This window comes from Flavobacterium sp. 38-13 (genome assembly GCF_001899155.1).
GTDB lineage: Bacteria > Bacteroidota > Bacteroidia > Flavobacteriales > Flavobacteriaceae > Flavobacterium > Flavobacterium lindanitolerans.
Genome location: NZ_MKVG01000012.1, coordinates 42,237 through 68,488 on the forward strand (window position 1 = coordinate 42,237; position 26,252 = coordinate 68,488).

The window sequence follows — 26,252 nt, forward strand, 5'->3', positions numbered from 1 at the left end:
GACAATTTTTAGTGGATAGTCTTTTTAGTGGATAGTGGATAGTCTTTAGTGGATAGTTAATTTGAACTATCGATAAACTATCAACTATTCACTGTCAACTATCAACTTACTAAGGTACTTCAACTTCGTTTACGATTTTGTTTATGATGTCTACAGAAGTTACGTTTTCTGCTTCTGCTTCATACGTAATTCCAATTCTATGGCGAAGTACATCGTGAACAACAGCACGCACGTCTTCAGGAATTACATAACCTCTGCGTTTGATAAAGGCATAACATTTAGCCGCATTCGCCAAATTGATACTTCCACGAGGTGACGCACCAAAACTGATTAATGGTTTCAGGTTTTCCAGTTTGTATTTTTCCGGATAACGGGTTGCGAAAATGATATCCAGAATGTATTTTTCGATTTTTTCATCCATATATACTTCACGAACTGCTTCCTGAGCGCGAAGAATCTGATCTGTAGAAACCACAGGATTTACTTTTTCATAAGAGCCTTTCAGGTTCTGGCGGATGACCATTCTTTCTTCATCGATTTTTGGATAGTCGATAACTGTTTTCAACATAAAACGGTCAACTTGAGCTTCTGGCAACGGATAGGTTCCTTCCTGTTCTACCGGGTTTTGTGTAGCCAATACTAAAAATGGCTTATCTAATTTGAAAGTAGTATCTCCAATAGTTACCTGCTTTTCCTGCATGGCTTCAAGCAATGCCGACTGTACTTTTGCAGGGGCACGGTTAATCTCATCTGCCAAAACGAAATTAGCAAAGATTGGCCCTTTCTTGATTGAAAAAGCATTGTCTTTAATATTATAAATCATGGTTCCTACCACATCGGCAGGAAGTAAATCCGGAGTAAACTGTATACGGCTGAAAGAACCTTGAACTGCCTGCGACAGTGTATTAATTGCTAATGTTTTTGCCAATCCGGGAACACCTTCCAGCAAAATATGCCCTTGTCCCAAAAGTCCAATCAATAATCGCTCCACCATGTGTTTCTGACCTACAATGACTTTATTCATTTCCATCATCAGCAAGTCGATAAAAGCACTTTCTCTTTCTATTTTTTCATTAATTGCCCTAATGTCTAATGCAGTAGCATTTTCTTCCATAATCTAATATTTAAAAAGCCGTGAAATTAGTATTTAATTTTAACAGTGCAAATTGAAAATTTATTTAAATGCAAGTTGTTAACGTTACGTTAAAATATGTTTGAATGCCTTGGTTTTAAGGATGATTTATGATTTTGTTTTCATAAATTTAAAATCTCAAAACTTATCATCGTGAAAACAACATTATCTCCCATTATAGCGGGAACTATGAGCTGGGGAGTCTGGGATAAAAATCTCACAACTTCCGAAATGGCGAACCTGATACACGTTTGCTCTGAAAATAAAATCACCACTTTCGATCATGCCGATATTTATGGAGGCTACACGACCGAAGCCGAATTTGGAAAAGCTTTGTCCGAAAGCAAGATCGACCGAAGAAAAATACAGCTGATTTCAAAATGTGGCATACAGCATGTTCTTGGAAACAGGAATAACAAAATCAAACATTATGACTATTCGAAAGACTACATTATCTGGTCTGTAGAAAACTCGCTGAAAAACCTCCATACTGATTATCTGGATGTTTTCCTGCTGCATCGTCCGAGTCCGCTTATGAATGCCCATGAAATTGCAGAAGCCGTAGAAAAATTAAAATCGGAAGGAAAAATTCTTGATTTCGGGCTGTCTAATTTTACGCCTTCACAAACTGACCTGATACTTTCAAAAACAGAAGTGAGTTACAACCAGGTGCAGTTTTCTGCAACCGACTTTAAGGCTATGACCGACGGAAGCTTTGACCATATGCAGGTGCATAACATACGCCCTATGGCGTGGAATCCGCTCGGAACAGTTTTCAGAGAAAAAACCGACCAGACGCGACGTTTAAAAACACTTTTGGCAGAATTGGTTGGAAAATACCATGTAGGTTCAGACACCATTTTATTGTCATGGGTATTGCAGCATCCGGCAAAAGTTATCCCAATTGCAGGAACCGTGAATGTTTCCAGAATCCAGCAACTTTATAAGGCAACCGAATTCAAACTGGAAAACGAAGAATGGTTTGCCATCTGGACAGAAAGTATGGGAAACAAAGTGCCTTAAAAAGACTAAACTATTTAGGATGAATTATAAATTCTGACAGGAAATTAATGAAAACAGTATTAATAACAGGCGCTACCAGCGGTATAGGAAGAGCTACAGCGATTGAATTAGCAAAACATAATTTTAAGTTGATTCTTTGCGGAAGACGCGAGGACCGTTTGGCTGAATTACAGCTCGAACTCGAACACCGCACCAAAGTACATACGCTTAATTTTGACGTAAGAAAGAAAAAAGCCGTACAGGAATCTATCGATTCACTGCCAAAAGAATTTGCCGAAATCGATATCCTCATTAACAATGCCGGAAATGCGCACGGTTTGGATCCAATACAAAATGGCGATCTGGAAGATTGGGATGCTATGGTAGACATCAATATCAAAGGTCTTTTATATGTTTCACATGCCGTTATTCCGAAAATGGTAGAAAGGCGAAATGGCCATATTATCAACATAGGTTCGACCGCCGCAAAAGAAGTTTATCCGAATGGAAATGTCTATTGCGCTACAAAACACGCTGTTGATGCTATTAACCAGGGCATGCGAATGGACCTCAACCAATACGGCATACGGGTTGGAGGCATTCATCCGGGCATGGTTGAGACGGAATTTTCACAGGTACGTTTCAAAGGCGATGCTGAAAGAGCTTCCAATGTTTACAAAGGTTTTGAACCTTTAAAACCGGAAGACATAGCCGATATTATACGATTTGTAATTACGAGACCCTACCATGTCAACATTGCCGACCTGATGGTAATGTCGACGGCGCAGGCTTCCTCTACAATAGTAAACCGCATACTCTAAATTGATGATGGCCGGGTTTTTGGTTCGAAGAACTAAAAACCCGGCCTTTTAACATTCACTCCATGATCAATAAGCGCCTGCTCATAAAAAATCTCCTCGCTCATAATGACGAAAGCAGTTTTTATGACAAAAAGCGCCAACTCAACCTCCACACCCGGGAAGGGAAGGCTAAATTCTTAAAACATATTTGCGCCTTGTCAAATTCCAATCCTGCCAACAATTCCTATATTGTTGTGGGCATTGAAGACCACGATAATGAAATTATAGGTGATGATTTTTTTGACGACAGCCGCATCCAGAATCTCGTCAATGCCTTTCTGGAGAATCCGCCAAAAATCCAGTATGAAAATGTGCCTTTTCCAAATCTTCCAAAAGACAAGGTCATTGGATTGGTAACAATCAAACCGAGTAAAAAAGTTTCCTTTTTTAAAAAAGGAATCCATACTATTCCTGCAAAATCGATATTCATACGCATTGGAAGCAATTCTGTTCCTGTTGATGAAATTCCAAATGATAGTGGCCGAAACTACCAAAATGTGGAAACCGTTATCAGTATTGAAAACAACTCCCGCAACAGCATTGAACATACTCTGGAAGGCGTTATTGATTTCATGAACAACCGGCATAAGGACATGTCTCCAAAATATAAAGTATTCAAAGAATTATTTGTGGTTTGTTGGGCCGGACATAAAAAAAAGGTCAAGGACATGACGTATCTTTCCCGTGTTGACATCGAACTCGTGAACGAACAGGTGAAGCTCTTTTATTCGGCATTGGATGAAGTTTCCATTGAATACGACAACCATACTTTTTCAATAACAGAATACCTGCCACTGGGACTAAACGATAAGACCAGTTATTATCCGTTAGAAAAACAAACCATTTCCTTTTATGACAACGGTTACTATAAAATCGAAACGCAATTTTTGTTTGAACCGCCACAATACAATAGAAAAATGCTTTTCCATATCTATAATTCCAACCAATCGCTGCTTGCCAAACTCGACAAAGGACTTACACTTTCTGAAAGAGAAAAAAAAGACCTGGAAAATCTTCCTTCAACATTCATGATTTGCTACCTCAACGGTTTTGAAGAGGCAAAACAAAAACTGATAGATGCAAAACCTTTGCTGAAAAGTTTCGAGAATCCGACTGTTTATGTCAACTTTAAGGAAGCAATGCGCATTTTGCGTAAGATGAAATATGATACATCACTTGATTGACATGGCCATCGAAAATTTAAAAGTCAGGTTGTCATTAAACTCAGGATGTGAATAGGCCCCATATCTATAATACACACCAAATCCAAGACCCAGATTGGCAATATTCATATAGTTGATTTTTAAAATATTATCTATCTGTAAACCTGTTTCTGTAAAAATCTTATCTTTTGTCTTGAAAGCAATTACCTGATGTGCGCTTTTATCTGACAGATTTCCCCAACCAAAATTATTATGCCAGGTCACACCCGGTTGAAACTTTCCTGATTTGAACAGCAACCCGCCAAAATTGTGTGAAAGAAACAAGTTCACATAGCTGTCTGATAAAAACTCATACGGACGCAGCGTTTGAAAGGTGTTTTTCATAATAATAGCCGATTTGCTATCATAACTTCCTTCACCTGTAAATAAAAGTCCATATGGCAACGGCTTGTCAATAAAACCGGCTTCTAAGCGATAGTCTGTCTGTCCGAAATTCTTTGTAAAAAAGGACTGCTGGACACTGGCTTCTATCCTATTATAATCAAAATCACTATCGATTAAGTTTTTGATTCCTTTAGTGTAGGCCAGATTAAAGACAGGATATTTTGTTCCCATAGAATATCGCTGGTTCATGCTATTTACAAATTTTTCCTTGTAAGCAAATCTTAGGTGGAATGTGAGGTCTGTTGTTGTATAATTGCGAAAATCCCGATTTCCATCGTTGAAAAGATATTCATACCTGGGTGTAGTTTTCGTATGATTGAAATCGACTTTGAATTTTAAATAGCGCAGCGTCCTGAAGCTAAAATTCAGATTATTTTGCCTGATCATGTCATATTGGTAACCAATATAATTTCTGAAATTATAAAGGCTGGGCTCATACGTATTCAAACAATAATTCCCTGTTTCCATCAGGTTTTGCTGGTATTTTGCTCCAACAACCATCTCGTTTTCTTTAGAAATCCTATATAATATTTCCCCTCCACATTTCCAGTCATGGTCCTCCATTCCATAACCGAAAAAGCCGCCCAAAGTCAAATCTTTGAAGAGCTTTTCATTGGTATAAAAACCGGTTCCCAGTCTTAATTTTTCGTATTTGTTGTAGCTAAACGTTTTTGACAAATCAATATCGATTGGACCGGCAGGAATTCGTCCTTGTGCAAATTTCTCCATAAATGTCAAAAAGCCGTCAAAATTCGCTTTCTTTCCAATACTGTCAATGACTTTGTAGGTAGTCATTTCGGCATTGTTTAGTTTTTCGGCACGGGAATTATCCCAAAAAAGGCTGTCTTTTTTTGCAGCTTCAGAATCCATCCGGACAGCTTCTAATGAAAATTCTTTTTTATTCAGCGGTATATCGACTTCTACCTGGTCTATATAACTCTTACCATCCAGAATCATTCCGATAGTTTTGGTTGGAAATTCATTAAAAATCAAAGCATAGTTAAGCTGCTGCGGAAACCAGTATTTATTATCTATAAAAGCATACTGCTGTTGTATTCTGATATCAATTTTTCCTTTTTCGAAAGGTGATGCGATAACATTTTGTACTGCATATTTGTTGGTATTGATGTAAAGGAACCCTTTTAGTCCGTCAAAATTTTTATTGGCTTGAGGTCGGAATGACAAGATATATACCGTGTCTTTTTGTTGGTAGATTGTATCTTCAATGCGAAACTTATATTTCTTTAAACTACCCTTACTAATTGGATTCAGGTAATTAATATTGAACAGTCTGATGTTGTCTTTATAAAAAGAAAATGGCTGAAAATCGGTTGCCAGTGAAGCAAAGGTCGGATTTTCAAATCCCGAGACTTTGGTACCAATTACGACTTCTTCGCTAATATCGGGTTTTATGAATTTTCGGTTTGTTACAGATTCCATCATAAAAAGCCGGCTTCCCTTTAGTTTTTGCCGGATGAGCAAACTGTCTTTTTTATCAGGCGAATCCGATCTGTAATCATAAATTAGCTTGTTATAACACCGGTATTTAAAAGAATTGATGTTTTCCGGATTATTAAGTTCTTTATTGGCAATTACTTTCCTAATTATGGCATTGGCGGGATTCTCTCCTGATTCTATAACCACTTCGTTTAAATCAAATTTGGAACGGACCATAGCAATTACTATTTCGCTGTCCTTTTTTAAAACGGGAGTGGAAAAATTTTCATATCCCATATAACTGCAACTGACGCTGGAAATAGGCGAAGTGCTGTTATAGACAAAGGCACCTTCAATATCAGAAGACACACCTTGTCTATTATCTCCATTAATGACAACCGTAGCAAAGGCAAGAGGTTCTCTGGTTTCTGAATCAATAATTTTTCCTTTAATTGTGTTCTGTGCATACAAAACCGGCCCAATAAAGAATAAAAAGGCCAGTTGGGGGTAAATTTTTTGCATAGTAGTTTTTAAAAAGTCAGAATTTTAAATCAAATATTTTCTTTTTCAATCCTAATTAAACGCTAAATGTGAATTATTCTTTTATATAATCAATAGTTTTTTATGATATTTGAAAACAATACTTTATAGAATGAACAGAACTTTAATCATTGGAGATATCCATGGCGGATTAAAAGCCCTGCACCAGATTTTTAAAAGAGCCGACGTAACCACTAATGATACCTTGATTTTTCTTGGGGATTATGTTGACGGCTGGAGTGAATCTCCGGAGGTAATTGATTTTTTAATTGCTCTGAAAACCACACATAATTGCATTTTCTTAAGAGGAAACCATGACGACCTGCTATTGCAATGGTTGGAAGTAAAAAAGGACAACCCGCAATGGTTCAATCATGGCGGTCGCCTGACTATGGAAAAATATAGCATACTGTCTCAGGAAAAAAAACAGGCTCATATTGATTTTCTTAAAACTTTAGAAAATTACCATCTGGATGAACATAATCGTTTGTTTGTCCATGCCGGGTTTACCAACCTCAACGGAGTTACCTATGAATATTTTCCAAAAATGTTTTATTGGGAACGCACCTTGTGGGAAAATGCACTTTCACTTGACAGTTCTATTGAAAAAGACAGTCCTTTTTATCCGAAAAGATTCAATCTTTATACTGAAATTTTTATTGGACATACACCGGTAACCCGAATTGGAGAAACCGTTCCTGTGAATAAGGCAAACATCTGGAATGTTGATACAGGAGCTGCTTTTAAAGGTCCTTTGACCATTCTGGATATTCAAACAAAAGAATATTGGCAAAGCGATCCGGTTTACTTGTTATATCCCGAAGAAAGTGGCCGAAATTAATTTGTTTAAAAAATTATAAAATTCGAGTATATTTGCATAAAATTTTTAATCATGAAGAAAATTATAACAATTGGTTTGCTTTTAAGTGCTTTTCTTGGAAACGCACAGGCTTTTAGCGGAAAAGGCGACAAGAAGTTTCAGGTAGGTGCCAACTTTCAGGATCATGCAACAGGAATCATGGCTGCTTATGACTATGGAATTGGAGAAAACATGTCTATTGGTGGATACACCACATATCTGTTGGGCGTTGATGGCGACGGCTCTAAATTTGAAGACCGTTTCGATTTGAAAGCGCGTTTTAATGCAAACATCGGAAATGTGATGGGCTTGCCAGAAAATGTAGATATCTATCCGGGTCTGGATTTAGGCTTAAGAAATTTTGGTGCCCATTTAGGCGGACGTTATTTCTTCTCGCAAGGTTTCGGTTTATTTACGGAATTTAGCGTTCCAATTGCAAAATATAAAAGTGATGTGTTTGGATATGACCGCCTGAACAATCAGTTTGTTTTCCATATTGGCGCTTCGTTCAATCTATAATTATAAAATAAACAGCATATTCAAAATCCGGTTCCTAAAAAGAATCGGATTTTTTGTTTTCCTATTTCCGCAAAAAGAAAAAGTCCCGGTAATATCGGGACTTTTTTTATTCCGGTTGTAACGCGACAGTCACACTTTCGGAATAACGTGACATGCAGCTGCAGTAATCATAACCAAACCTGAAGCAAAAGATTGATAGTTTTCGCAGTTGCTGTCAAATATAGTTTCCGGGTTTCTATGCCGTTACAATGGAATCTTTTTCTATAGCAATTTCTATATAGATGCAAAACTTTTAAAAAGGTTGCCTGGATTATTTATTTTTTTTAGCAATGTTATAAATAGGTTAAAATCAGCCGGTTTGAAAGAAGCTATAAAACATTATTTGTAAATTAGGTATACAAACTCACCAAAAAAATGACACTTTCAGACCGATACAATTCCATTAGAAAACACACTGAACACCTCTGTAATGTACTGACTACAGAAGATTTTATACCGCAGCCTGCTGATTTTGTAAGTCCTCCAAAATGGCATCTGGCACATACTACATGGTTTTTTGAACAGTTCGTCTTAAACGAACATCTTCCGGATTATAAACTCTTCGATGACGATTTTAGCTTCTTATTCAACAGCTACTACAATTTTGTAGGCAAACGTGTTTTTAGAGCGGATAGGGGAAACATTACCCGTCCGGGCGTTCATGAAGTATTTGAATACCGTTCTTATGTAGATATGCATATGCAAATACTGTTACAGCTTAAATCGGAAGAGTTGAAAGACTTAATTGAGTTGGGATTGAATCATGAACAGCAACATCAGGAACTGCTTATTACCGACATTAAATATATTCTTGGAAATAATCCTATTTTCCCCCTATATGACGAAAATATTGATTGGGAAAAACAGGAAAATGAAGAAACCGGGTTTGTAAAGCTCGAAGAAGGTATTTATGAAATAGGATTTGAAGGGGAAGGATTTTCATTTGACAATGAACATGGAAGACATAAAGTATACCTGCATGATTTTGAAATTTCAAAATCGCTGGTGACCAATGCGGAATATCTGGAGTTCATTTCTAATGGCGGCTATACGAATTTTGATTACTGGCTGGATGAAGGCTGGTCCTGGGTTACCGAAAACAAAATTGAGGCACCCTTATACTGGCATAAGATTGATGGAGAATGGCACAATTACACTTTAGGCGGATTGGAAAAATTAAATCCAGAAGCTATCCTGACACACATCAGCTTTTATGAAGCTGCTGCTTTTGCAGCCTGGAAAAAAATGCGACTGCCAACCGAATTCGAATGGGAAGCTGCTGCCGACAAATTCAATTGGGGAAAGCGTTGGGAGTGGACAAACAGCGCTTACCTGCCCTATCCGAATTTTAAAAAACCCGAAGGCGCTATCGGAGAATATAACGGAAAATTCATGGTCAATCAGATGGTACTCCGTGGCGCTTCCTGTGCCACGCCGCCACAGCATGACCGAAAAACATACAGAAACTTTTTTCATGCCCATGAACGCTGGCAGTTCAACGGCATCCGTCTCGCAAAATAATTGCTTATGAATACTGCACAACCCATCCATTATACCGCTTTTGCGGAAGATGTCCTTGAAGGATTGACTTCAAAAAAGAAACACTTGTCCTCTAAATATTTTTATGATGATAACGGAAGTCAGATATTCCGGCAAATCATGAAAATGCCCGAGTACTATCCTACCAATTGCGAGTTGGAAATCCTGTCCTGGCAATCGGATACCATTTTGGACAAGATTGCTTTTAAGGGAAAATTCAATATTGTGGAGTTTGGTTCGGGTGACGGCACAAAAACAAAGCAATTATTAAAGACTTTCCTGAATAAAGATGCAGATTTCACCTATATGCCTATTGACATATCTGAAGAAGCCATATTAATTCTGGAAGAAGACCTGCTCTCTGCCTTGCCAAAACTCAAAATGGAATCGAAAATTGGCGATTATTTTGATGTGCTTGAAGATATAGCAAAAGATGACACTCCAAACCTGTTTCTTTTTCTGGGCGGCAATATTGGTAATTATAAAAAGGAAGATGTATTTGATTTACTTCAAAAATTTTCGTCCGGAATGAAAAAGGGTGATAAATTATTGCTAGGTATTGATTTGCAAAAAGACCCCAGAGTTATACAGGCTGCCTATGACGACCCGCATGGAATTACCAAAGCATTCAATATGAACCTGCTTCATAGAATTAACAAGGAACTCGATGCAGATATTGCCATAGATCAATTTGATTTTTACTGCCACTATAATCCTGAAAATGGCGAAGTCAATAGTTATCTGTACAGCTTAATCCAACAGCAATTTTACAGTCGGGTACTAAACACATCGTTTAGTTTTGAAAAAAACGAAACCATTTGGACAGAACTTTCTAAAAAATACAGTTTTGCAGAAATTGAGGATTTGGCAAATCAGTTGAATTTTAAGGTTGTTGAAAATTTTTTAGATGGCAAACAGTATTTTACGGATAGTTTGTGGGAGAAATAGGGGCAAAATACCCCTCAAAAATTAAAGGGCAGAAATTATTACTCTTTGAATAAAATCATTGGTATTAATAAAGGCAATCTTTTTTCGAAAAACCTCATTATCAATAGCTTCACGTAATTTCCTAAAACATTCGTCAGCAAAAGAATTAGTTACAACCTCTACACCTTCAAAATCAAGAAAAACCTTATCATTTGAATGAACTTTGTCAATTATAATAAACGGATTTTTTCACCCCAAATCTCTTGTTCCTAGACTTGAAGCAATATCTTTAAACAAGACAGTATTTTCCATATTTAAGTGTAGATTATTTTTTTCCATATTGCAAAATTAGCGCTAAAATATTTATAAGTTCTTAGAACAGCATTAAAATTATGTTATTTTATCTTGATTGAAGAACATATCTTCAAATATCTGTGCTTTATAATCATAATTTTTACTTGTAAATTCTGTATAGTCGACATCTATGTTTGTATTAATTCTAATATACACATAAGTTCCTTGCCAACCATCTATTTCTTTTAATATAGTATTTTTTTCAGTAACATTAAGTTTTTTATTTCCTGAGATTACACTTAACCAACCTTTATTCAATTTTACAAAAGTAGATGTAGCATAGGTAACTATACCATTTTTACGGAAAGTGATTTATAAGTAATAAAAAAGCCCCATACATGGGGCTTAGATTTATTTTTTGATGTCAAGCTCTCTAAAATATGTTGAAATGTCAATCTCGTTAAGATAAACTGAACAACGAATAATATTTTCACCCTTATTGTTTTTTTCTATACCAAGGGCTCTTTTTAACTCAACAAATTTATCCTTCAATAGACTCTCTAGTTTTTTCTTTACATATGTTTGATATATAGGGTCGGTTGGGACAGAGTATCCATGTATTCTGACCAATTGTCCTCTCTCTTCCCCATATTTCCAACTAGGAACTTTGATAGTGCTTCCGTCTATAATTTCTATTACGTGAAATAAAGCCATCTTTAAATATTTTCTGGTTTTTCAACCCTTTGAATTGGTCTTTCTTTTTCAATTGCCAACTGTTCTTTTATTTCTATAACAGTCCATGCAATAATTTTTAAGCATACAACACCTATTGTTGAGAGTACTAAACTAGTAATAAATAGGGACATTTCAATTAAAAGATTGTAATCTGCTCCACCCCAGCAATACTCTTCTGCTGCGATGTATAAAGCTACAAAAATTAATGACGAAAATAAAATAGGAAAGATTCTGCTTATTTGTCTTTTAGGAGATAATATATTTTCTTGACGTTTTAAAGTTTTTGCTCTATTTTTATATAAAACTTCACTCTCTTTCATTAATTTTTGTATTTCAGCCCCTTCAGCCTGAACTTGGCTTTTAACTAACTCATTAATCTGTTGCAATTCAATATCAGCTTTTCTTTTTATATGAGAAGAAGCTTCGCTAAACATAGATAATAAATGTATGATTAATGGTGCAATAAAAGAGATTATTGCTATGATTAACTTTGTGTATATTTCTATTATATTTTCCAAAACATTTAGAAATTAATACCAAACATACATTTTTAAGTTTAATTTTCAAATTATTTTTTAGGAAAATTCTTCATTTTCAGAAGAGCCTTATTGAATTCTGACAGGGGTTCTTTTTTCCGTCCTTTTTCTATACCTTCCAATGTGGCTGCTTTTTTGTAGCTCTCACCGAAAGGCAAGGTTATTCCTTCCACGTCTGACAGGTCTTCTTTTAGGAATACTGCCACGCTCTCCACATCGAAATACCAGTCGTTATTAAACGACACCTTCAGTATTGCTTCTTCTTTTAATAGTTCTTCTTTTTTTAGCTTGAGCATAAGTCCTTATACTTTATTCTTACATTGGAATTCAAAAGTAAGTAATTAAATCTTTCTCCTGACTGCATTTTACGGGTATTATATCTAAACACAAATTCATCAAGGTAAAAATGTAATTTTGCACGTGAGACAGAATTGTACATATCTCTTAAGCTGTTCTTCATTATCTTCCACGCCCCTTCGATATTATTGGTATGGATTTCTTTTCCAAAATCGTGTTTATATCCTTTGTCGGAATGCTTGATGCTATAATGGTTTACGTGGCTGTTAATGCCATCATATCCCATCCAATCATCCGTAATTAATGTACTGCCTTTGGCAACGAACCTCTTTATTATAGGTTGGATAGTTTCTCGCTTTGTATCTTTTACTACCACAGCAGTCATTTTGCCTCCTCTTTCAATAAGACCTAAAATAGGTGTTTTGTCTTTAAAGCTACGTCCTTGACTATTTTTCACCTTCTTATCAGCGTGTCTGTTTTTATTCTTGCCTCCATAAAAAGATTCGTCAGCCTCGACAATACCTTCTAAATCATTATTGTTTTCAATGCCAAGAGCAGTCCTGATTTTCATCAGCATCAGCCAAGCAGATTTCTGAGATATTCCTCCTAGGTCTCTAGCAAGCTGGGCAGAAGAGATGCCTTTTTTATGGGAAATAACCAAAAAAATTGCACAAAACCACTTCACAAGTGGAATATGAGTGCCATGAAACATAGTGCCGTTCAGCACAGTGAATTTCTTTTTGGTCACGCCACATATATATTGGTTGCCGTTCTTGCTTCTGTACACTTTCGCTTGTGGGGCAAAAGGAGATACAGGAACGCCTTCCCAATACAATTCTTCTAAGTGAGCAATACATTTCTCTTCTGTCGAGAATTCCTGCATTACTTCTATCAACGAGTTAAAGTCCTTATTAAACATCGCTTCCTTTTTTAGTTCTTTCAAATTTAGAACTTTTTTACACCAAATCATTATATTTAGTGTTAAAGTATTCTTATAAGAAGCGATTGAACTACAAAATTACGGCTCCTTTTTTACATTTCCATAATCCTTAAATTTCTATATATTTGTTACATAAAATATTAGTTAGCGTTAGCTATTACTCTGTCATTTAGGAAATCTGGTAAATTTCAAACACGTAACAGGTAATAATTATACGCTCATGCTTAGGCGTGGGTGTACTTATTCCATTACGTAAGGTTTACCAGAGCCTCTAAAGGTGGGATATAGTTACAAACCCACGCTTTTTTGTTTCATAACCTCTGCTTCGGGTTTGAGTGGAATTAAATAATTTCACTTATGAAAAAAATTCTCCTATTTATCCTCTTATTTTATACCTTAGCAGGTGTATCACAGACCCTTACAAAGAAATACAACAGCGTAAACAACAGGTATGAGTATTTTGACAGTCGTGGTAACATGGTCGGTTATCAATTTTATGACAATCTGGACAAGTCTTGGAAATATTACGAAGTTCCACAGAAACAGCAGAGTACATATGTCCAGCCTATCAATCACAACCGAGTAAATCAGGCTCTGGCTACAAAGCAAGGCAGATATGATGCAAATGTGCAAAAAATCCAAAATGCCATAGAAGACATAGCCGATAAAATCATGAGCCTAGAAATAAATGAGAGTGCCAAAGAACGAATATCAGAAAGGTTTGACATAATACTAAACAATCTGAACGCCTCTAAGTACAATTATTCAAACACGACAACAACAAATAACGTCATCAATTGGATGTATAATGAGATAAACAAAGCAATCAAGCAAGAAACCGAATAAATTATGAAAAATAGCTGGCTAAAATATTTAGACGAAATCTTAAAAGAGCTTTTAGAAACTACGGGAGATTACGTGAATGAAGACATAATTGCGCCTAAAGTTACCTTTAAGAAACATAAAACACCTATTGGTGATTTTATTACCACGTATGAAGGCATTCCAGAAGATAAAGAACGTGTTATATTTCGTTTAGCAATGAGGCATTTGGAAAAACAAGATTTAATCATAATGCAAGCAATAGATAAAAATTCTCCTGACTATATGATTACATTTGAAGGGCTTGTGGTATTAAAAAATGGTGGACTTTTAAAGCAACGAAATAATGAAAAAATTAAGGACTTTCTTCAAAAAATATTTTGGGTAATAGCATTATTGGCTTTTGTGGTAAACACAGTATTTTTAATACTGAACTATAATGTTAACGTGAAAAAAACTTATGAATCAAATACACAATCAGTTCAATCAGCAGAAAAATAAAAATTCCTGCTAGTATTATTTGAGCCATAATCCACAACACTTCAAGAGTAAATATGGTTTCCATAATTTCAAAGTATTAAAAAAGCCACTCCAATTACGGGTGGCTTTTGTTGTTAATAAAAATTGTTAAATTTACTTTTTAAAACGTTATATATGAGTTGGGAAGTAATAGGTGTGATTGCAAGTGTTATAGCATTATTAGTTGCTATTCAAACATATCATAGGCAGTTTAACGTACCACCTCCCGTTTTTCCTGAGCCTGAGCCAATAACTGAAAAAGAAAATCTCAAAGCTCATTTCAAAATGAACCAAAGAATATCTTTAGAAATACAGCAATTACTTCAAAACCAGATTGATTTAGGCAATGGAGATAATTTGATATTTGGAACATACACTATTACAAAATATTATGAGTTTATCAAATCCGAGTATGAAGATAATCTGAATGACAGGCTCTATGAAAATTTCGATACACTACCAGCTAATAAATATCACATTGATAGCATGTTGAAATCTTTACAAACACAGTTTCAGAACCTTCAAGTTGTAAAAAATTATCTCAAATTACTTTAGGTGCAAACTATTAAAATAACTTTACCGTAAAAATGGTATAGTTACCGTAGCATATAAACCATGACCTTGTCCCTTCCCATTCGTAACTCCTTCTTCAATACATTTCAACATGGCTTCCTCCTCAGAAAAATTATGCTTTAAATTTAGAGAATTATGAATGCCAATGCCATAATCAGCAACCACAAGCCGTATAGAATTTAATTGCCCGAAATGTTGAGCTACAACCCACCCTTCATTCTGTTCAGAATGATTCAAGACATTATCTAATATTTCATTTAGGCAATAGTCTAAACTAGTATAAACATTATCATTCATTGAACTATTTTCTCTTAATACTTTTAGTATACTATTTAGAACGACAATTTGATTCTCCTTAGTATATCTTTGTATTTGCACAGAATTTTTATCATCAACTTTTTCTACGTCTAAAGGAAACTGTACTTGGAGATTTTCAAAAAAATTCATTTTGGCTAAATACTTAGCTAGATTTGAATCCTTATTAATTTTAATTTTACCCGTAACAATAAACCCTATACTTTCTAAATACTTAATTGTGCAAAGTAGCAAAACAATATAATCAGGATAGATAAAATCACATTGATTGAAATCAATTATTAATTTTGTCTCCGGAAACTTTTTATATTGATCAACTAAAAGTTTACAACTACTTATAGAAGCATTCTGAGAGGTAAAAATTTCACCGATATTAATAGTATAAGTCATTTTATAGATTTAATATAAAAATATATAAAATCATCTTATAACTAACAAAAAAATCCCGCTTTTCAGCAGGATTTTTTATTGATAAAGAATAGCTAAATCTTACAAATCAAACTTGATTCCTTGTGCCAAAGGCAACTTGGTTGTATAGTTGATTGTATTGGTTTGTCTTCTCATATATACTTTCCATGCGTCAGAACCTGATTCACGACCGCCTCCGGTTTCTTTTTCACCACCAAAAGCACCACCGATTTCAGCACCAGAAGTTCCGATGTTTACGTTTGCAATTCCACAGTCAGAACCTGCAACAGAAAGGAATCTTTCCGCTTCACGCAAATTGTTTGTCATGATTGCAGAAGACAATCCTTGTGCCACACCATTTTGAAGGTCGATTGCATTTTCAACTTCTCCAGAATATTTCAACAGGTATAAAACTGGTGCAAATGTTTCGTGCTGTACGATTTCAAAAGAATTGTCTGCTTCAGCAATTGCCGGTTTCACATAACATCCACTTTCATAACCTTCGCCAGAAAGAACGCCACCTTCAACGATAATTTTACCGCCTTCAGCTACTACCTTTTCCAAAGCTTTGTTGTACATTTCAACTGCATGTGTATCGATAAGCGGTCCAACGTGATTGTTTTGGTCTAATGGGTTTCCTATTTTCAATTGCCCGTAAGCAGCCACAATAGCATCTTTTACCTTATCGTAAATGCTTTCGTGAATAATCAGACGACGTGTTGAAGTACATCTTTGTCCTGCAGTTCCTACAGCGCCAAAAACCGCTCCGATAACTGTCATTTTAATATCTGCATCCGGAGTTACGATGATAGCATTGTTTCCTCCTAACTCCAATAATGATTTCCCTAAACGTCCGGCTACAGCCTGAGCTACTATTTTTCCCATTCTTGTAGAACCTGTTGCAGAAACCAAAGGAACACGAACATCTGCAGTCATCCACTCACCTACTTTGTAGTCGCCGTTAATCAGGCAGGAAATACCTTCAGGAAGGTTGTTTTCTTTTAGGACTTCTGCGATGATATTTTGACAAGCGATACCACATAACGGTGTTTTTTCAGATGGTTTCCAAACACAAACATCACCGGCGATCCATGCCAAAGCGGTATTCCATGACCAAACGGCTACCGGGAAGTTGAAAGCAGAAATGATTCCAACAACTCCTAATGAATGGTATTGCTCATACATTCTGTGTCCAGGACGCTCTGAATGCATTGTTAATCCGTGCAACTGACGGGACAGTCCAACGGCAAAATCGCAGATATCAATCATTTCCTGAACTTCTCCAAGACCTTCCTGGAATGATTTACCCATTTCATAGGAAACCAATTTACCCAGAGCTTCTTTTTTCTCGCGCAATTTCTGACCAAACTGACGAACAATTTCTCCACGCTGAGGTGCCGGCATTAATCGGAAAGTTTTGAAAGCTTCAGTAGCGCTTTTCATTACTTTTTCATAATCCTCTTTTGTAGTAGTTTTTACTTTTCCGATTAGCTGACCGTCAACCGGAGAGTAGCTTTCAATGATTTCACCATTTGAAAACCAGCTGTTTCCTGTTGAAGTTCCTTCGTTAATTGCCGCCAAGCCCAATTGTTGCAAGGCTTCAGTCATTCCAAATTGATTTGCTATTGTTGCCATTTATAACTTTTTGATTGTAAATTGTATTATTTTTTGCGAAGTTATGATTTATAGGTGGATTTTGCGAATCAAAATGTTTTTTTAGCAATTGTCTTTCCTTTTCTTAAAGAATTAAAACAGATTTCGCTTCTTAAATATAAATACGCCCAGAATGGAAATGAATAGTGACATGAGCAGGATAATCCAAAATCCCAGCGGACTTGCCTGAAGGTTATTAGGCACGTTCATTCCGTACAGGCTCGCTACCAATGTAGGAATCATCAAAATGATTGAAATGGAAGTCAGCCGTTTCATGATAACGTTCAGGTTATTCGAAATTACAGAAGCATAAGCGTCCATCATTCCGGTTAAAATGTTGCTGTACACATTTGTCGTCTCTTCTGCCTGGCGCAATTCAATTTCTACGTCTTCAACCAAATCGGGGTTAAGTGTTGTTTTCTGATTTTTTAAATTTTTGATTCTATGGAAAAGGATATCATTCCCTTTTAAAGATGTTATAAAAAATACCAGACACTTTTCAATTTGCAGCAAGGCTTGGAGTTCTTCATTTTTTATTGATTTTTCCAGATTGCTTTCAGCCAATTTGATACGCTGGTTAATGTGTTTCAGGTATTTCTGATACCAGACACTGGATGACAGCAATAATTTGAGTACTAAATCATAATGCGAAGTGATTGCTATTTTTTTACGCTGCGTATACAGCACAAAATCTTCCAGCATGTCGTTGGGTTGAAAACATAAAGAAACAAAAACATCGTCGTTAAAAATCAGTCCCAAAGGAGCCGTACTAAAGGGTAGCTTTTCGTCATTGCTCTTAAAAGGGATTCTCAGGATAATAAGATTCCAGCCGTTTTCGGTTTCCAGACGCGGACGTTCGTCAATATCTTCAATGTCATTATAAAAGGCTTCAGGGATTTTTAAATCTTCCAGAAGGTATCTGATTTCTTCTCTAGTTGGAGAAACCGCATTAATCCAGCAGCTTTCGTTTGGGTTTTGGGCAGGAATAAGCCCGCTGTCATTTTTGTAGAATGTAATCATAATGCAATGCTATTTCTAAGAACAGCTTGCAATATGACGCGCTGTCCTTAAATTAATAAAATGTTCTTCTGATAATAATCGTCCATTTTTTAAGGATAATTTTAAATGCGGCGCGAAGGTATGACATTAAATATGAAACTGTTACCTCCATTATGTTTTTTTTAGCACAATAAAAAAACCTTGCTTGTTGAGCAAGGTTTTCAGTTTTTGAAGAGCACCACAATATTATCTCTTTAATGTATATTTTTTATCGGCTTCCATAATGGTTCCGCATTTTGTACAGGTACGTAATGTTTTGGAATTATAAAAATGCTGAAAATGCGGCAGGAAATCTTTTTCAATATCGTTGAGCTCAAAGTAGACATCGTAAAGTTTGTGGTTACAGTTTTCACAGAACCAAAGCAGTCCGTCCGTATAGCCTTTTCCTGCTCTTTTTCTTTCAATAACCAGACCTATAGAACCTGCTGAACGAACCGGAGAGTGTGGTGTTTTGGCCGGATGAAGATACATATCTCCGGCATGGAGTTCCATTTCCTTGCGTTTGCCGTCTTCCTGAATGATTACTTTTATAGAGCCTTCAAGCTGATAGAACAATTCTTCGGTTTCATTATAATGGTAGTCTTTTCGGGCATTTGGCCCGGCTACTATCATTACGATATAGTCTTCAGAATCAACATAAATGTTTTTATTTCCAACAGGCGGTTTTAGCAGATGCCTGTTCTCTTCAATCCATTGATTGAGATTGAACGGTTTTGAAATTGCCATAGCTTTAATATTTCTACTAAATTACTAAAAATAAAAAAGGCCAGTAAAAAACTAGCCTTTAAAATTATTTTACCTCTTTTATCAGGTACAGATATACGGGAAAGTGGTCACTGAATCCCACCTGACCGTTGGAGTTTCTTAGCGGATAACCTTTATATTGTCCTGTTGTTTGTGTAAGGAAAGGCTTGTTGTAAACACCGGCTTTCCAGAAACGATAGGAAGAATAATCTTTTCTGATTAATGGCTCGGAAAGAATCATCTGGTCAAATAAATCCCAGGCGTCTCTATAGGCCAAAGTTCCGATTCCTTTATTAGACATTTCTTCCATAGGGTTGTACATGCCTCTTTCTTTGGTTTCTTCTTTTTTGGCTTTGGCTCCTAATTCAACCTTAACACTCTTATTATAAGGACCATCATTTAAGTCACCCATAGTAATGATTTTTGCGTTTGGATTGATATTATACAACGAGTCAATAATTTTTCTGTTCAATCTTCCGGCAGCCTCACGGTTTGGACTTGATTTTTGTTCACCTCCTGAACGTGATGGCCAGTGGTTTACGATAAAGTGCATTTCTTCTCCATCCAGCAATCCGGTAACCAACAACTGGTCACGGGTATAAATTCTCTTTGTCTTATCTGTCTGGTCATAAATGATTAGCGGAATATTGATAGAACTCGTTGGTTTGAAATGCTTTTTTTGGTATAGCAATGCCACGTCAATTCCTCTTTTGTCCGGAGAGTCATAATGAACAATACCATAATCCTTGTTAATCAAAAGCGGTTGTTTTACCAAATCTTCAAGAACACCTCTGTTTTCAATTTCTGCACCACCAATAATCACAGGAGATTCCTTCTGCTGATCGCTGGTTCCAATTTCATTCAAAACCCTGCTAAGATTTGCCAGTTTCTTTTTGTATTTCTCCGCTGTCCAATTTTGTGTACCTGTTGGGGTATACTCTTCATCATTTACATTTGCATTGTTAATCGTGTCAAACAAGTTCTCAAAGTTGTAGAATGCAATGGTTTGCACTCTAAACTTCTTATCCTGAGCTTGCGCAACATTTATTGAAGATAATACAATGAAAAGGGCAATAAATTTTTTAATTCTCATAAATCCAATATTAATTAAATATGAAGTTTAACATAAACTTGGGAGCAAAAGTAAATAATATTAATTAATAATGTAACTTTGCCGCCGTTAAGAAATTGTATTTCTAACAAAAAGGGATTAATCATTAAATTTATTTATGAAAAAACTTGTAATTAGTATTTTATTTGTAATGCAAGTCGTTTTTGCTTTTGCTCAGCAGGGGTCCTTAGTTAAGGGTAAAGTTGTTGACTCAAAAACTCAAAAACCATTGCAAAATGTAGTAGCTACAATTCGAAACACAACATTGACCGCTTTGACAAATTCTGACGGTATATTTGTTTTCGAAAATGCGCCACACGGCAGCCATCTTCTTGAAGTTTCAAGTACTGGCTATTCTCGTCAAATCCTGTCTATCGATGTTGAAGGTCAACCTTTAGACTTGGGAGTTGTTGTTTTGGCAGAAGACATTACTTCTGAGCAGCAATTAAGCTTGATTACCATTACTGAAAATGATTTGGGTGATGACAACAGCGGTTCAGAAAGTACATCTGGATTGTTACAGGCAACAAGAGACGCTTTCCAGCAATCGGCAGCGTTCAACTGGGGTCAGGCACGTTTTAGAATCAGAGGTCTGGACAACGAATACGGAACCACGATGATTAACGGTATCGTTATGAACAAAGTATATGATGGCCGACCACAATGGAGTAACTGGGGAGGTTTGAACGACGCTACTAGAAACCAAGAATTTACTATGGGTTCTGCTCCTTCTGACTATACTTTCGGAAGTATCTTAGGAACTCAGGAAATCAATACAAGAGCTTCATTTTACAGACCGGGTACCAGAATTTCTTTCTCCGGAACCAATACAAACTACAGCTGGAGAATGATGGGAACTCATGCTTCAGGAATGAACAAAGACGGAATTGCTTATGTGATTTCTGCTTCAAGAAGATGGGCTCAGGAAGGTTATTTTGACGGAACTGATTACAGCGCAAACTCTTTCTTTGCAAGTATTGAAAAAAGATTTAATGATAAACACAGCTTAAACTTTACATCAATCTATGCTCAAAACAGCAGAGGTAAAAACTCTCCAAACACGGCTGAAGTTAACAGAATTGCTGGAGAAAAATACAACTCATACTGGGGATGGCAAGATGGTGAGAAAAGAAACTCAAGAGACAAAGATGTTGAAGAGCCAATCTTTATGTTAAGCCACTATTGGAAAATTACTGACAAGACAAACTTAAACACCAATGTTTCTTACCAATTTGGTAAAATCGGAAACAGCCGTCTTGATTTCCAAAACGTAAACAACCCTGATCCTACTTACTACAGAAACCTTCCTAGCTACTATACTTCAATGTATGATGGAAATACCTTTGTAGGAAATTCAGAAGCTAATATTTTAGAAGCTTCAAGAGCCCGTTTCTTAACTAACAGACAAATTGACTGGAATGCAATGTATGCTGCCAACAGCAGAACAGCTGCAGGAAACAGTGTTTATGCCTTATATGAAGACAGAACAGATGACAAAACCTGGACTGCAAACTCTATCTTAAATACTCAACTTTCTGACAACATCATTCTTAATGCTGGTGCAACTTACAGAAAGCTAAAATCGCATAACTTCCAAAACATGCTTGACCTTCTTGGAGGACAGTATTTTAATGATATCGACAATTTCTACACTGGAAATTTTGCTCAGTCTGACTTGAACAATCCAAACAGACAAGTAGGTGTGGGTGATGCTTATGGTTATAACTACAACTTGCTTGCTGATGTAGCTGATGCGTTCACACAGTTTAAATTCAACTACAGCACATTCGATTTCTACCTTGCTCAATCATTCTCACGTTCTCAATACCAAAGAGAAGGTTTGTACAGAAACGGACTTTACGCAAACAACTCTTTTGGAAAAAGCGACAAGATTGTTTTTGAAAACTTCGGATTCAAAGGAGGTATGACATACAAAATGACCGGAAGACAAATGTTTGATGTTAATGCAATCTACATGACTAAAGCGCCTTCATTGAGAAATACTTTCCCTAATGCGCGTTTGAACAACATTATCGTTCCGGATATCAACAGCGAAAACATCATGAGTGTTGACGCAAGTTATATCATCAGAGCACCTAAATTGAAAGCAAGATTGACAGGTTTCTACTCAACAATCAAAAATGCTACTGAAACTTCATTCTTCTTTGCTGAAGGAGTATTTGAAGGAGACGGTTCTGATGCCAACGCTTTCGTTGCTGAAACAGTAACCAATATCAACAAGAAAAACATGGGTGTTGAATTGGGAATCGAATACCAAATCATACCAACTTTGAAATTTACTGCTACCGGAACTTACGGACAGTATACTTATGACAACAATCCTAATGTAAGTATCAATAACGACGCTCTTGCAGCTCTTGTACAGGAAGGTTCTCTGGCAAACGTAGGTGCTCCAAATACACAAGTAAATTTTGGACAGGCAAACTTGAAAAACTACCGTCTTCCTGGTATGCCACAACAGGCTTACTCTGTGGGACTTGAATATAGAGATCCTCACTTCTGGTGGATTGGCGCTAACGCAAACTATCTGGCAAGCAACTATTTAGATGTATCTGCATTATTGAGAACACACAATTTCTTTGAAAACTCCGCCGATCCTTACGGAATGGATTTCCCATTCTCTGATATTGATCGTGAGAATGCAAGAAAATTGTTGAAACAAGAGAAATTTGATGATTTTTATTTAGTAAATTTAACTGGAGGAAAATCATGGAGAATCGGTGGTAAAACTGTAGGATTCTTTGCAAGTATCAACAACGTATTCGATCAGACATACAAAACAGGTGGATTTGAACAGGCAAGAAATGCTAACTACCAAGAGTTAAACAGAGACGTTTCAAGCGGAACTCCTTCTTTTGGTCCAAAGTATTTCTACGGATATGGAAGAACTTATTTTGTAAACCTTTACATCAACTTCTAAAATTGCGTATTATGAAAATGAATAAGATAACAACATTATTATTCGCATCTCTTACGATGGGAATGATGTCAAGCTGTGTAAATGATGACGACACTAGCCTTCCAGAATATACTCCGCTAATTTTTGGTGAAGATTTTTCTGAAGGTGCAGACAACACATTGTTTGAAAAAGAAGGATGGTTAAACTTTGCTGAAACGGGTACTGTTCGTTGGACAAACCAGGTTTATAGTGGTAATGGTTATGCAGAATTCACGTCATACCAATCAGGTCAGGCTTCAAACATAGGATGGTTAATCACTCCGGGGATTGACCTTGATGCTCAGGAGGGCGAGAAATTAGTTTTCCAGACAGCCCAGGCTTTTGTTGACAACGCGGCAAATACGATTGAAGTATTAATTTCTACTGACTTTGACGGAACCAATGTTACTGCAGCTACATGGCAGTCATTGAGCGCGACTTTCCCGACAACTTCTGCTACTTATTACCAATTTATCAAGTCCGGAGTAATTGATCTGTCAAGATTTACCGGAACTGCTCATATCGCATTCAGAGTAAAAGGAAACGGTACGACATTAGACGGTACTTATCAAATTGATAATATTAGAGTTTATAACTAATTCTATTAAAAGTAAAAAAATGAAATCTATTATATTTAAATCTATATTTGTCTCTATGATTGCTGCCGGATTAATTTCTGGTTGTGCTAATGACGACAATTATAATACGCCAAACCTTGGATGTGTTGACCCGGGATTGACGGCCACTAAAACGGTTCAGCAGATTATTGCAATGGCTACCGGAACTCCAAAATTGTATGAAGATGACGATATCATTGAAGGATATGTAACTTCAAGCGATGAAAAAGGAACTTTCTTTAAGACTATTTCTATGCAGACACTTCCTGAAACAGGAGCTCCTGTAGGATTTAGCATTGCTTTGAACGTTTCTTCAACTTTTGCTGAAGGATTTACTCCAGGGACTAAAGTTTACATCAAGCTAAAAGGCTTGTACTATGCTAATGTTTTCAACTCTTTACAGATTGGTGCCCTATATCAAGGAAATCAAATTGGAAGAATCTCTGAAAATGTTTGGAGACAGTTTATCTTCCCTTCTTGCACAAGAGTAAATGAGAATGACATGGTAAGAACGGTAACACTTGCTCAGGCTTATAACAATGCTAACCTGAACACACTTATCGAAATCAACGATGTACGTTTTGCTGATGCTTCCGTAGGAAGAAAATATTATGATATTGATTCAGGTGGTGGGGCAACAAACCACTTTATCACATCTGCATCTACAGGTGGTGCTTCAAATATTATCCGTTTCAGCAGCTTTGCTCCTTTTTCAGGAAACAGAGTTCCTTCAGGAAGTGGAAAAATCAGAGGTGTAATGACTAAATACAACTCCGATTTCCAATTCATTGTAAGATATGAAAGCGACATCCAATTAAGCGGAAACAGAAGTTTTAACTTTTTGGGAAGCTTTACAGAAAACTTTGAAAGCTATGTTGCTAACCAAAGTAACTTCCCGAACTATTTCAACAAACCTTTTGTTGGAACTAAAGTTTGGAACATTAAAACTACAGCTTCTAAATATCTGGAAATGTCATCTTTTGGAACACCGAATGAAGATAACAAAACGATGTTCTTCGTGCCGGTTGATATGACAGCTGCCAATACAATGACTTTCAAATATAAAGTTTCATTCCCTGTAACAGGTCATGCTCCTTTAAAAGTATATTATACGACAAACTACACTCCTGGCCAAGATATCAGAAATGCAGCTATCGTTGATATTACATCTAGCTTTAACATTGGAACAAGCCAGACTTTTGTAAATGCCGGAACATTCACAATTCCTGCAAACGTTACAGGAAACGGATTCTTCATTTTTGAATATACCGGTTCCGGACTTACCAACCCAAGACTTACAACAAACTTTGGTATCGATGATATCGTAGTTAACTAAGATAAAGGTTAAATAATAAAAATCCCCGTTGAGTTTCAACGGGGATTTTTTTATTTAGAAAAGCCGTTAGAATAAAGCTTTATCTTAAGAGTTGTCATTTCCAAATGCAATTGTATTAGTTTAATTATATGTTCTTTCAATAGCAACCTCAGCCACTTTTACAAGTCTTGTTCACTTTCCGTAAGCAACTTTCAATTTGTAGCTTTTTATACCGCTAAAAAGAACCATCATTGCAAGCTTTAGGGATTGAGGCAAAAGCTTCTAAAAAGGCTTAAAAACAGCCTTATTCCAGGGCATATTAGTTAATAATGTAATCGCTATATGAACTTCTATAGAAAAGAGTTGTTAAATTCCAAACTGAGAGGTTTTTCACAAAGTCTATCCTAATTGATTTTAGCCACAGATTAAAATAATTATACAGATTTAAGAAGTGATCAATAATTATTTCAGGATATAAAAGGATTTCATTTTAGCTACTTTGTAAACATAAAGTGCTTAATAAGGTTCCAACAATTAATTAACAACTTCAGCCGTTTTGATTGTTTTCCAAAATCTTTAAAAACTTGCGTTAATCAGCATCAAAAAACATCTGCTGTCAAAGAATTCAATTCAGAAGAAAGCCTCTTAAAAAGCCAAAAAACAGCTTTTTGACACAACTTATCTATAAAAAAGCACTGGCAAAAAATAAAGACCAAAAATAAAACCACTTTTGCCTGTAAAAAAACTAAGGTCTTAAAAGCTATAAAAATTCTAACCAAACAACAGCAAACATAAAATTGTTTATCTTCAACGATTTTCTTCCACTTTCCACTTTCCACTTTCCACTTTCCACTTTCCACTTTCCACTTTCCACTTTCCACTTTCCACTTTCCA

General features: G+C 36.1%; 27 protein-coding genes. 13 read left to right on the forward strand and 14 right to left on the reverse strand.

Annotated features, from left to right (window positions below):
- Nucleotides 1–109 precede the first annotated feature (109 nt).
- Complete coding sequence (locus tag BGO88_RS06900; RefSeq protein ID WP_056066891.1) at nucleotides 110–1,114, reverse strand: AAA family ATPase; 1,005 nt, start codon at nucleotides 1,112–1,114, stop codon at nucleotides 110–112.
- Nucleotides 1,115–1,282: 168 nt separating this feature from the next.
- On the opposite strand from BGO88_RS06900, the gene BGO88_RS06905 reads away from it, so the two are divergent.
- The 3 genes from BGO88_RS06905 to BGO88_RS06915 all read left to right on the forward strand — a co-directional run bounded on the left by BGO88_RS06905 (nucleotide 1,283) and on the right by BGO88_RS06915 (nucleotide 4,178).
- On the forward strand, nucleotides 1,283–2,155 hold the full coding sequence (locus BGO88_RS06905; RefSeq protein WP_286706544.1) for an aldo/keto reductase: 873 nt from the start codon (nucleotides 1,283–1,285) through the stop codon (nucleotides 2,153–2,155).
- Between the two features lie 47 nt (nucleotides 2,156–2,202).
- Entirely contained in the window at nucleotides 2,203–2,955 is a 753-nt protein-coding gene (locus tag BGO88_RS06910) for an SDR family NAD(P)-dependent oxidoreductase (protein ID WP_056066897.1), read from the forward strand.
- A 62-nt stretch (nucleotides 2,956–3,017) separates the two neighbouring features.
- Nucleotides 3,018–4,178 carry an ATP-binding protein gene (locus BGO88_RS06915; protein WP_056066900.1) on the forward strand — a complete coding sequence of 387 codons (1,161 nt, stop codon included), beginning with the start codon at nucleotides 3,018–3,020 and terminating at the stop codon, nucleotides 4,176–4,178.
- On the opposite strand, the gene BGO88_RS06920 is transcribed toward BGO88_RS06915, so the two are convergent.
- Nucleotides 4,167–6,560 carry a DUF5686 family protein gene (locus BGO88_RS06920; protein ID WP_286706402.1) on the reverse strand — a complete coding sequence of 798 codons (2,394 nt, stop codon included), beginning with the start codon at nucleotides 6,558–6,560 and terminating at the stop codon, nucleotides 4,167–4,169. The two genes, BGO88_RS06915 and BGO88_RS06920, sit on opposite strands and share 12 nt — an antisense overlap.
- 130 nt (nucleotides 6,561–6,690) lie before the next feature.
- Here BGO88_RS06920 and BGO88_RS06925 point away from each other — a divergent pair, with 130 nt between their 5' ends.
- The 4 genes from BGO88_RS06925 (at nucleotide 6,691) to BGO88_RS06940 (ending at nucleotide 10,482) form a co-directional block, all read left to right on the forward strand.
- Nucleotides 6,691–7,419 carry a metallophosphoesterase family protein gene (locus tag BGO88_RS06925; protein WP_286706403.1) on the forward strand — a complete coding sequence of 243 codons (729 nt, stop codon included), beginning with the start codon at nucleotides 6,691–6,693 and terminating at the stop codon, nucleotides 7,417–7,419.
- A 51-nt stretch (nucleotides 7,420–7,470) separates the two neighbouring features.
- A complete protein-coding gene (locus tag BGO88_RS06930; protein ID WP_286706404.1) occupies nucleotides 7,471–7,956 on the forward strand; it encodes a DUF6646 family protein in 486 nt (161 codons plus the stop codon).
- A 414-nt stretch (nucleotides 7,957–8,370) separates the two neighbouring features.
- The gene (gene egtB / locus BGO88_RS06935; RefSeq protein ID WP_286706405.1) at nucleotides 8,371–9,516 is read left to right on the forward strand and encodes an ergothioneine biosynthesis protein EgtB; all 1,146 of its coding nucleotides are present in this window, start codon (nucleotides 8,371–8,373) and stop codon (nucleotides 9,514–9,516) included.
- Between the two features lie 6 nt (nucleotides 9,517–9,522).
- Nucleotides 9,523–10,482, forward strand: coding sequence for an L-histidine N(alpha)-methyltransferase (locus tag BGO88_RS06940; protein WP_286706406.1), 960 nt, complete (start codon nucleotides 9,523–9,525; stop codon nucleotides 10,480–10,482).
- A gap of 21 nt (nucleotides 10,483–10,503) precedes the next feature.
- On the opposite strand, the gene BGO88_RS17380 is transcribed toward BGO88_RS06940, so the two are convergent.
- The 6 genes from BGO88_RS17380 to BGO88_RS06965 all read right to left on the reverse strand — a co-directional run bounded on the left by BGO88_RS17380 (nucleotide 10,504) and on the right by BGO88_RS06965 (nucleotide 13,242).
- Nucleotides 10,504–10,698, reverse strand: a complete 195-nt coding sequence (locus BGO88_RS17380; protein WP_353743394.1) for an STAS-like domain-containing protein — start codon at nucleotides 10,696–10,698, stop codon at nucleotides 10,504–10,506.
- Nucleotides 10,699–10,851: 153 nt separating this feature from the next.
- Nucleotides 10,852–11,073: a hypothetical protein gene (locus tag BGO88_RS06945; RefSeq protein ID WP_286706407.1), complete on the reverse strand. Its 222-nt coding sequence runs from the start codon at nucleotides 11,071–11,073 to the stop codon at nucleotides 10,852–10,854.
- 93 nt (nucleotides 11,074–11,166) lie between these two features.
- Nucleotides 11,167–11,469 carry a hypothetical protein gene (locus BGO88_RS06950; RefSeq protein WP_286706408.1) on the reverse strand — a complete coding sequence of 101 codons (303 nt, stop codon included), beginning with the start codon at nucleotides 11,467–11,469 and terminating at the stop codon, nucleotides 11,167–11,169.
- Nucleotides 11,470–11,471: 2 nt separating this feature from the next.
- Nucleotides 11,472–12,008, reverse strand: coding sequence for a hypothetical protein (locus BGO88_RS06955; RefSeq protein ID WP_286706409.1), 537 nt, complete (start codon nucleotides 12,006–12,008; stop codon nucleotides 11,472–11,474).
- A gap of 50 nt (nucleotides 12,009–12,058) precedes the next feature.
- The gene (locus BGO88_RS06960; protein WP_286706410.1) at nucleotides 12,059–12,322 is read right to left on the reverse strand and encodes a hypothetical protein; all 264 of its coding nucleotides are present in this window, start codon (nucleotides 12,320–12,322) and stop codon (nucleotides 12,059–12,061) included.
- Nucleotides 12,310–13,242: an IS1595 family transposase gene (locus BGO88_RS06965; protein ID WP_502686503.1), complete on the reverse strand. Its 933-nt coding sequence runs from the start codon at nucleotides 13,240–13,242 to the stop codon at nucleotides 12,310–12,312. The genes BGO88_RS06960 and BGO88_RS06965 overlap by 13 nt, the downstream gene beginning before the upstream one ends.
- A 378-nt stretch (nucleotides 13,243–13,620) precedes the next feature.
- On the opposite strand from BGO88_RS06965, the gene BGO88_RS06970 reads away from it, so the two are divergent.
- The 3 genes from BGO88_RS06970 (at nucleotide 13,621) to BGO88_RS06980 (ending at nucleotide 15,159) form a co-directional block, all read left to right on the forward strand.
- Nucleotides 13,621–14,109 carry a hypothetical protein gene (locus BGO88_RS06970; RefSeq protein ID WP_286706412.1) on the forward strand — a complete coding sequence of 163 codons (489 nt, stop codon included), beginning with the start codon at nucleotides 13,621–13,623 and terminating at the stop codon, nucleotides 14,107–14,109.
- A 3-nt stretch (nucleotides 14,110–14,112) separates the two neighbouring features.
- The gene (locus tag BGO88_RS06975; RefSeq protein WP_286706413.1) at nucleotides 14,113–14,586 is read left to right on the forward strand and encodes a hypothetical protein; all 474 of its coding nucleotides are present in this window, start codon (nucleotides 14,113–14,115) and stop codon (nucleotides 14,584–14,586) included.
- A 153-nt stretch (nucleotides 14,587–14,739) separates the two neighbouring features.
- Nucleotides 14,740–15,159: a hypothetical protein gene (locus BGO88_RS06980; protein ID WP_286706414.1), complete on the forward strand. Its 420-nt coding sequence runs from the start codon at nucleotides 14,740–14,742 to the stop codon at nucleotides 15,157–15,159.
- 21 nt (nucleotides 15,160–15,180) lie between these two features.
- Here BGO88_RS06980 and BGO88_RS06985 read toward each other — a convergent pair whose 3' ends face one another.
- The 5 genes from BGO88_RS06985 to BGO88_RS07005 all read right to left on the reverse strand — a co-directional run bounded on the left by BGO88_RS06985 (nucleotide 15,181) and on the right by BGO88_RS07005 (nucleotide 20,449).
- The gene (locus BGO88_RS06985; RefSeq protein WP_286706415.1) at nucleotides 15,181–15,882 is read right to left on the reverse strand and encodes an ATP-binding protein; all 702 of its coding nucleotides are present in this window, start codon (nucleotides 15,880–15,882) and stop codon (nucleotides 15,181–15,183) included.
- 99 nt (nucleotides 15,883–15,981) lie between these two features.
- Entirely contained in the window at nucleotides 15,982–17,535 is a 1,554-nt protein-coding gene (gene amaB, locus BGO88_RS06990; protein ID WP_101471045.1) for an L-piperidine-6-carboxylate dehydrogenase, read from the reverse strand.
- Nucleotides 17,536–17,646: 111 nt separating this feature from the next.
- Entirely contained in the window at nucleotides 17,647–18,573 is a 927-nt protein-coding gene (locus tag BGO88_RS06995) for a magnesium transporter CorA family protein (RefSeq protein ID WP_286706416.1), read from the reverse strand.
- A 225-nt stretch (nucleotides 18,574–18,798) separates the two neighbouring features.
- Nucleotides 18,799–19,338, reverse strand: coding sequence for a 3-hydroxyanthranilate 3,4-dioxygenase (locus tag BGO88_RS07000; protein WP_056066927.1), 540 nt, complete (start codon nucleotides 19,336–19,338; stop codon nucleotides 18,799–18,801).
- A gap of 64 nt (nucleotides 19,339–19,402) precedes the next feature.
- Nucleotides 19,403–20,449, reverse strand: coding sequence for an endonuclease/exonuclease/phosphatase family protein (locus BGO88_RS07005; protein ID WP_056066929.1), 1,047 nt, complete (start codon nucleotides 20,447–20,449; stop codon nucleotides 19,403–19,405).
- Nucleotides 20,450–20,585: 136 nt separating this feature from the next.
- Here BGO88_RS07005 and BGO88_RS07010 point away from each other — a divergent pair, with 136 nt between their 5' ends.
- Genes BGO88_RS07010 through BGO88_RS07020 form a run of 3 tightly spaced genes read left to right on the forward strand, consistent with a single transcriptional unit; the run spans nucleotide 20,586 to nucleotide 25,379 of the window.
- The gene (locus tag BGO88_RS07010; protein ID WP_286706417.1) at nucleotides 20,586–23,408 is read left to right on the forward strand and encodes a carboxypeptidase-like regulatory domain-containing protein; all 2,823 of its coding nucleotides are present in this window, start codon (nucleotides 20,586–20,588) and stop codon (nucleotides 23,406–23,408) included.
- Nucleotides 23,409–23,425: 17 nt separating this feature from the next.
- Nucleotides 23,426–24,025 carry a choice-of-anchor J domain-containing protein gene (locus BGO88_RS07015; protein ID WP_286706418.1) on the forward strand — a complete coding sequence of 200 codons (600 nt, stop codon included), beginning with the start codon at nucleotides 23,426–23,428 and terminating at the stop codon, nucleotides 24,023–24,025.
- A gap of 19 nt (nucleotides 24,026–24,044) precedes the next feature.
- Nucleotides 24,045–25,379, forward strand: a complete 1,335-nt coding sequence (locus BGO88_RS07020; RefSeq protein ID WP_157485990.1) for a DUF5689 domain-containing protein — start codon at nucleotides 24,045–24,047, stop codon at nucleotides 25,377–25,379.
- Between the two features lie 578 nt (nucleotides 25,380–25,957).
- Here the strand turns inward: BGO88_RS07020 and BGO88_RS07025 are convergent.
- A partial coding sequence (locus BGO88_RS07025; protein ID WP_286706419.1) for a hypothetical protein occupies nucleotides 25,958–26,252 on the reverse strand: 295 nt, incomplete at its 5' end.